5 protein-coding genes are annotated in these 6,354 nt (G+C 70.1%); 2 read left to right on the forward strand and 3 right to left on the reverse strand.

Annotated features, from left to right (window positions below):
* Positions 1-167: 167 nt before the first annotated feature.
* Positions 168-788, forward strand: coding sequence for a DUF4232 domain-containing protein (locus ABZ855_RS48010; RefSeq protein ID WP_360820309.1), 621 nt, complete (start codon positions 168-170; stop codon positions 786-788).
* 44 nt (positions 789-832) lie between these two features.
* On the opposite strand, the gene ABZ855_RS48015 is transcribed toward ABZ855_RS48010, so the two are convergent.
* Positions 833-2,179 carry a helix-turn-helix domain-containing protein gene (locus ABZ855_RS48015; RefSeq protein WP_360820312.1) on the reverse strand — a complete coding sequence of 449 codons (1,347 nt, stop codon included), beginning with the start codon at positions 2,177-2,179 and terminating at the stop codon, positions 833-835.
* Positions 2,180-2,424: 245 nt separating this feature from the next.
* Complete coding sequence (locus ABZ855_RS48020; protein WP_360820314.1) at positions 2,425-3,363, reverse strand: SGNH/GDSL hydrolase family protein; 939 nt, start codon at positions 3,361-3,363, stop codon at positions 2,425-2,427.
* Positions 3,364-3,479: 116 nt separating this feature from the next.
* On the opposite strand from ABZ855_RS48020, the gene ABZ855_RS48025 reads away from it, so the two are divergent.
* Positions 3,480-3,950, forward strand: a complete 471-nt coding sequence (locus ABZ855_RS48025; RefSeq protein WP_360820317.1) for a hypothetical protein — start codon at positions 3,480-3,482, stop codon at positions 3,948-3,950.
* Between the two features lie 232 nt (positions 3,951-4,182).
* Here the strand turns inward: ABZ855_RS48025 and ABZ855_RS48030 are convergent, their stop codons facing one another.
* Positions 4,183-5,817 carry a peptide-N4-asparagine amidase gene (locus ABZ855_RS48030; protein WP_360820320.1) on the reverse strand — a complete coding sequence of 545 codons (1,635 nt, stop codon included), beginning with the start codon at positions 5,815-5,817 and terminating at the stop codon, positions 4,183-4,185.
* Positions 5,818-6,354: the final 537 nt, after the last annotated feature.

Here is a 6,354-nt window from a genome sequence, read left to right on the forward strand (position 1 = left end):
AGCCGGTGGCCGTTCGTCTATGCGGGCACCATCCCGATGCCGGAACAAACCCCCGGATCAGGTCGAACCCGTACACCACTCCCCTGGACGCAACCGCAATGCCGGGCCGCGGGCGCGTGCGACCTCGTACCGATCATCAGCAGCAGCAGCAGAAAAGGAACGCGCATATGAACGTGAAGTCTCCTGTGGGTCGCCGTGTGGCCGTGGCCGCGGGTCTCGTCCTGGCTCTTGGGTGTGGTGTGGCGGCACAGGCTTCCACCACCGGGCCGCAGACGATCAGTGGGAAGGCCGCGGATGTGGTGACCCATCGCTCGGGCGGCAGTGGCGGCAGTGGCGACAAGGGCACTGTTGCCACCTGCTCTCAGGAGGTCCTCGGGGTGTCCGCCCTGAAGGAGCCCGCGGACAGCGAGGACGCCAGGCACCTCCTCCTCACCGTCCAGAACACCGGCGGCAAGAAGTGCAACCTCTACCGTTACCCTCTCGTGCGGCTCGGCGCCGGGCGGAACACGGCCCGCGTGATCGAGGAGAGCGACCCGAACCCGGGGGTGCCCGTCACGCTCGCTCCGGGTGAGGAGGCATACGCCGGTCTGCTCGTCAACGGTCCCATGGACGAGTACGAGGCGAAGAGCATCACCCTCGGCCTTCAGGGCCGTAAGCCCGGCAGCAGCGCGGGCAAGCCGATCGATGTCCCCATGCCCGTCGAGACGTTGTACGCCAACGACTACCAGCGTGTCACCTACTGGACAACCGCTCCCGGCTTCGCCCTGGATTTCATCATGTCGAAGTGACGGACCCCGAGGGACCGCTTCCCAGTCGGCGGCGGCTGTGGCGGTCAGGTCATGGGGACCCAGCCGCGGGGGTTGCGGTACCAGTAGAGCGGTAGCCCCTTGATGCTGGTGGTGCGGAACGCGCGGCCGTGGTCGTCGATGCGCATCGTGCCGGTGCGGCCCTGTGAGGACCAGTCGAGTTCGAGGTACCAGTCGCAGGTGCAGGACTCGGTGTGCGCGGAGAGCAGCAGGACCTCCGGCTCCCGCAGGGACACCTGGTACGGAAAGCCGATCGCGGGGGTCGGTCTCTCCGACTCGTTGCCCGGCATCGAACGGGCCAGGGGTCGGCGCGCGTCGAGGTCCACGGAGAAGTGGCGGGGGACGAGGACGGCACCGCAGCCTTCGTACATGGAGTAGGCGGTGCCCAGGTGGACGGCGGGGACGGTGCGATCGACCACGCGCACATGCAGGGCCTCCAGGACGACTGCGGCAGAGCCGCGGCCCTGCACCGAGATCCGCAGATCGGTGGTGCGCCCGTGCACCGCCCCTTGGGACACGGCCCACGCCTCGGCGTCCTGCGGGGTCGGCGGTGGCGGGACCTGCTGCGGCGGCTTGGCAATGACGTAGTCATGGGCGCATTCGCTTTGCCAGAGATGGGAGTTGGCCGTCCAGGTGAGCGGGGCCGGCGGTGGGACCGTGCCTGCGCTCGCCCGGTTCTCCTGCGGGCTGCCACCGCCGTGTGTGGCCGACACCGAAGGTTTCGGTGTGGTGCGGGCGGAGGCCGAGGCCCCACCGCCACCACCACCGCCACCGCCACCGCCACCGGAGGGAGGTCCGGCAGCGGACGCGGTGAGGCCGGCGAGCGCGACGGCGAGCGAGGCCGCCAGTGCCAGTGATCGGGCGGGCCGTCGTAGGGGGCGCCCGGCGCGGGACCGCGGGACAGCAGGTGAGGTACGACCCGGGTTCCGGGCGGCAGGCAAAGCAGGCCCCGGGTGCAGGGCGGCAGGCGAGGTGGGCCCCGGGCGCCGGGCGGCAGGCGAGGTGGGTTCGGGCGCCTCGTCCGCCGGGGTGTGGTGGCTCGTGGATACGGCCGGTGCCGCAGTGCTCGTGGGGTCTTGGCGCGTCGGTGCCCGCCGGGCGTCGGACGGGCGTGATCGTTGCCGTGCCGCGACTGCCAGGATCCACCGGCGGTGCAACTCCACGCGTTCCTCGGGAGAGGCTCCGCAGAGTCCGGCGAACCGCTCGATCCCGGCGAAGTCCAGGGGGACCGCCCCTCCGGCGCAGTAGCGGTGCAGCGTGGAGGCATTCATGTCCAGACGCCGTGCCAGCGCCGCGTAGCTGCGGTCCGTGCGCTCCTTCAGGCGCGTCAGCAGCAACGCGAACTCCGCTACGTCGTCGTGGATTTCATCCATGTGGTCCGTACTCGCATCCATCCGTCGGCCTGTGCGGGCCTGCCCCGAACCGGGACAGCGTCCCAGCTCCCAGCCACTCCCGATACCTGCACGTCAATACGGCTGGGATGGTTCCAGGGTGGTGAGTCTGCCCACCGGGGTTGGTGGCCGCCACCGGTCGCGGTCGGGTTCGTGTACCCGGATGCGTGGCCGGAGGGCGTCGCGCCACTGATCCGGAACTCGTACGGGTAGCGGTGGCCCGGGCCTCACCCCAGCGCGGACTTCACCAAGGAGGCAGCGGCCTTCATACCGGCCTCGTTCGGGTGGTACGTGGTGCGGCCCGAGGCCGGCTTGTACTTCTCGACCCACGGGGTGGCCGCGCAGGCGTCGTGGCCGTGGCTGGCGGTGGCAAAGCGGACCAGGGTCGCACCTGTGCGGTTCGCCGTGTCGATGTAGGCCTGCGCGAGGCGGGAGGCGACGGTGCGCTCGAATATCCGCTGGTCGGCGGTGAGCGGTACGCCGGTGCAGCCGCCGGTGTCGGGCAGGAGGGTGGAGTAGCTCACCAGGAGGATGCGTGCCCGTGGGGCCCTGGCCTTGACGGCGTTCACGACGCTCTCGATCTTCTGGCCCACCGAACCGAGGGCGGTGTTCATCGCGCCCTGGTTCACGGTGCCGCAGTTCGTGCCGCCGCTGTTCTGGCAGGAGTACGTCACCATGCTGCCCAGGTAGTTGACGTCGTTGCCGCCGATGGTGATCGTGACCAGGTCGGTCCCGCTGTTCACGGCGTTGATCTGCGGCGGCTGCGAACCCTGCTTGGTGGTGAGGATGTTCGCCGTCGTGGCGCCGCTGCAGGTGACGTCCGTCAGGTTCGCCCTGGTGTCACGGGCCACGATGCCGGCGTAGTTGTCGGACGACCGGCTGCACGCCGCCGCCCCGCTGCTCGACTGCAGCGGCGGGATGCTCGGGCCCGCGGCGAACGAACTGCCCAGCGCGACGTAGTCGAGACCGGCCGCCGTGGTCGAGGCTGTCCCCGCCCGAGCGGACTTCGTGGTCACCGAGTCGGCGGCCAGGGACAGTTGGGGCTTCGACTGCGAACTGGAACCGTCCGTTGTCGCGCTGCCCCCGCAGGCCGTGAGGGTGAGGGCACCGACGACCAGGGCCGCACAGCCCAGCAGGGCGTTTCGTCGGGGGGTGTTAGTTGCCATGAGGTGCTCCTGTCCTGATGGTTCAGGTTCATGAGGTGTGGTCCGCTCCGGTGCTGTCGGAGGAGAGCGCGGTAGGCGGTACGTGGTTGCTGGTGAGACCCCGTGATGGCTGTCGCGTGACGGAACCAGGACATCCGGAGGGCTGGTGGTCGCCTGCTGTGATGCGGGCGCAACTCACCGCTGATGATGGGAAGTTCAGGCCGCGTGGCCGCGCGGCGGAGGACCCCCGCCTCCGCCGCCGCGTGGCCCGTGATGCCCAGGACGACGATCTGGATGGCCGTCACCCGTCACTGCCCTCACCGGCCACGGCGACCCCGACGTGCAGAAGCTGCTCCCGACTGGCTCGCGGCCACCGGCTGCTCCCCCGTCGCGATCCACTTCGACGTCGTCGCGTCGACAGCGACGAGATCGGCCTGGGCCTCGGATCCGTACCCGGCGGGCTCACCAGCGGCGGGGTGCAACGCATCGTCGCCGACCTCGACCGGGCGGCGGACGTCGTCGGTCTCACGATCGCGGAGTTCATTCCGCGCCAGGTCACGCACCTCCAGCAGAACCCGCGGGGTTTCCCTCTGCTCCAGGACGGGTGACTCCGGTCCGCACGGTCGGGTTTGTTGTCCAGGCCAATTTGAGCCCGGTCACGCTCGGCTCGCCTCGCGGAGGCGGAGCGGCAACGGGTGAGCGTCTCGGCGTGAGTACATTCGCGGACCCCGGATCGCAACGCGCGTACCGGCAGCGGAACGATGATGCGGCGCCGCCGTCCCGCAGACGGCGGCGCCGCGGCGGCGCGTCACGCCCTCGGGCGCGTTTCGTCGTCCTCCGTCAGCAGCGTCGTACGTCCTTCGTCAGGACGCCCTGTTCCGTGGCGAGCGTGTGGTCGTAGCACACCCCGGCTCCCCGGAGCCGGTATCGCTCGCTCGTCGTCGCCACGGCGTGCCGGTCTTCACGGGCCACGCCCAGCGTGAACGTCGCGTCTCCGGCGTACTTGTCGTCGCTGAGGACGCCGTCCGTGCGGGCGTGGTCGTCGATGGACATGATCACGCGGAGCCGGTTGCCGCTGTCGATCGTCGCACGGCCGTCCAGGGTGTACGTGCGGTCGGTGCGGGAGGTGTGGCCGTTCACGGTGACCTTCTGTGCGTCCGTCCAGCGGCCGGTCTGGTTGTCGGTGTTCTCGTCCGGGGTCCAGTGGTGGGTGATCGCCGTGGTCAGGGACCGGTCGACCGTGGTGGTGACCCGGCCGTGGGAGGTGTCGAGGTAGCCGGAGACCTTCAGGCTGTGCGCGCCCGCCGTCACCAGGCTGCGCAGGGAGCCGTCCTCGTACGTGTTCGTCACCTTCGGCGACGCCGACGACGTCCTGTACGAGGTCAGACCGCCCTTCACCACCGACTTGTGGGCGTCCTGCCAGACCAGGATGTTCGTCGGCGCGCTCCAGCCGGTCTGCCCGCTCGGCACCCCGAGCACCGACACGTCGACCGTGTGTGCCCTGCCGTCGTTCAGCTCGCCGGCGAAGGGGGTCAGGTCGAACTCCAGCGGTCGTACGTCGAAGGCGGTCGGCGACGGGAGCACCGACCACAGGTACGGCGACCAGCCGCCCGTCCACACGTTCGGGTAGGGCGAGGCGATCCCGGCCACCTTCCCGTCGATGCTGACCTCGACCTCGCGGTAGGGGCCGTCGTCCCCGCCCTGGCAGGAGTACGACGCCGACGGCGTGACCGCCGAGTACCAGAACTCCTCGCAGCCGCCGCCCGATCCGGTCGCGTACACCTCCGCGAGGATCCGCTCGGAGTTGCGGGGCACGGTCAGCGAGGCGCCGGTTGTCACGCTGTCGGCGTCGCTGAGCGGGATGACCTGGTCGGGAGCCGAGCCGGCCGGCGTGGCCGATGCGGTGCGGCCCGGCTCGGGGGCGTAGAAGGTGAGGGTGACCCTGACATCGAGGACGCCGGTGTAGGTGTCGTTGACAACGTTGCCTATGAGCATGTCGACGGACTGCTCACCGCTCAGCGTCTTCTCGTACCGCGTCACGTCCTTCGTGACCGACCAGTCGATGCCGTCCTGCGACGGTTCCGGCGTCGACGTACGGAAGACCTCGACGCCTCCGATGTCCAGGTACCCGAGCCGGTCGTACTGCCGCCCGGCCACACTGCCGTCCATCCGCAGCACGACCTTCGACCAGCGGCCCGGGGTGCCGCAGCCGGTCGGCGGGGTGTAGGTGCCGGTGTAGGGGGTGAAGTCCCTGAACTTCGCCTCGGCGACCGTGACCGAGCAGGACCTGGTGTGCGGCGTCGCGATCGCCGGGGCGGCGGTGAGCGGGTCGTGGTAGTCGGTGCCGAACTCGGCCGGCACCGCCACGGCCCCGGCGGGCGAGGCCGCGCCCAGGGTCAGTCCGAGCGAGGCGGCCGCGGCGGCGAGCGCGAGCGCCGTACGGCGCGGTCGTCCGCGGGTCGTCAGATGTTCCATGGAGCGCAGTGAACCCACCCGTCCGATGTGTTCACCAGAGGTGCCGGGGAGGATTGAAGAGGTCTTGACCAATCTTCGGGCGAACGCGGACCAGGTGGCAACACGCCCGACTCATGGCGCACCACCGCGTCCCGGAGGCCGAACACCGGACGTCCGCACGGTCGAGCAGCGCCGCGAGGACCGCGACCGCGCCCGACGACGACCTGGCCGATGTCCGGGTCGTCGGGGCGTCGGGGCGTGACAGAACAGCCGCCTCACCTCGGAGCCCGTAGGACTCGATGCGGAGATCGAGTTCTCCGACGAGCGGATGGTGCAGACGCTGGATCTCCGGTGACCGCATGGCCCGGGAAAGGCATGCCCCACGCGTCGGCGACTGCACCGAAGCTCTGCGGCTGTTTACTCGTCGAGGAACTGAAGGGCGTGCTTCAGGAACCGCTCGGGATACTGGAAGTGCGCTGCGTGCCCGGCGTCGGAGTAGATCAGCAGCTGCGCGTTCGGGATGTTCTGCACGAGGTGCCAGGAGTTGATCGAGGCGAT

The organism is Streptomyces sp. NPDC047042, assembly GCF_040644035.1.
GTDB lineage: Bacteria > Actinomycetota > Actinomycetes > Streptomycetales > Streptomycetaceae > Streptomyces.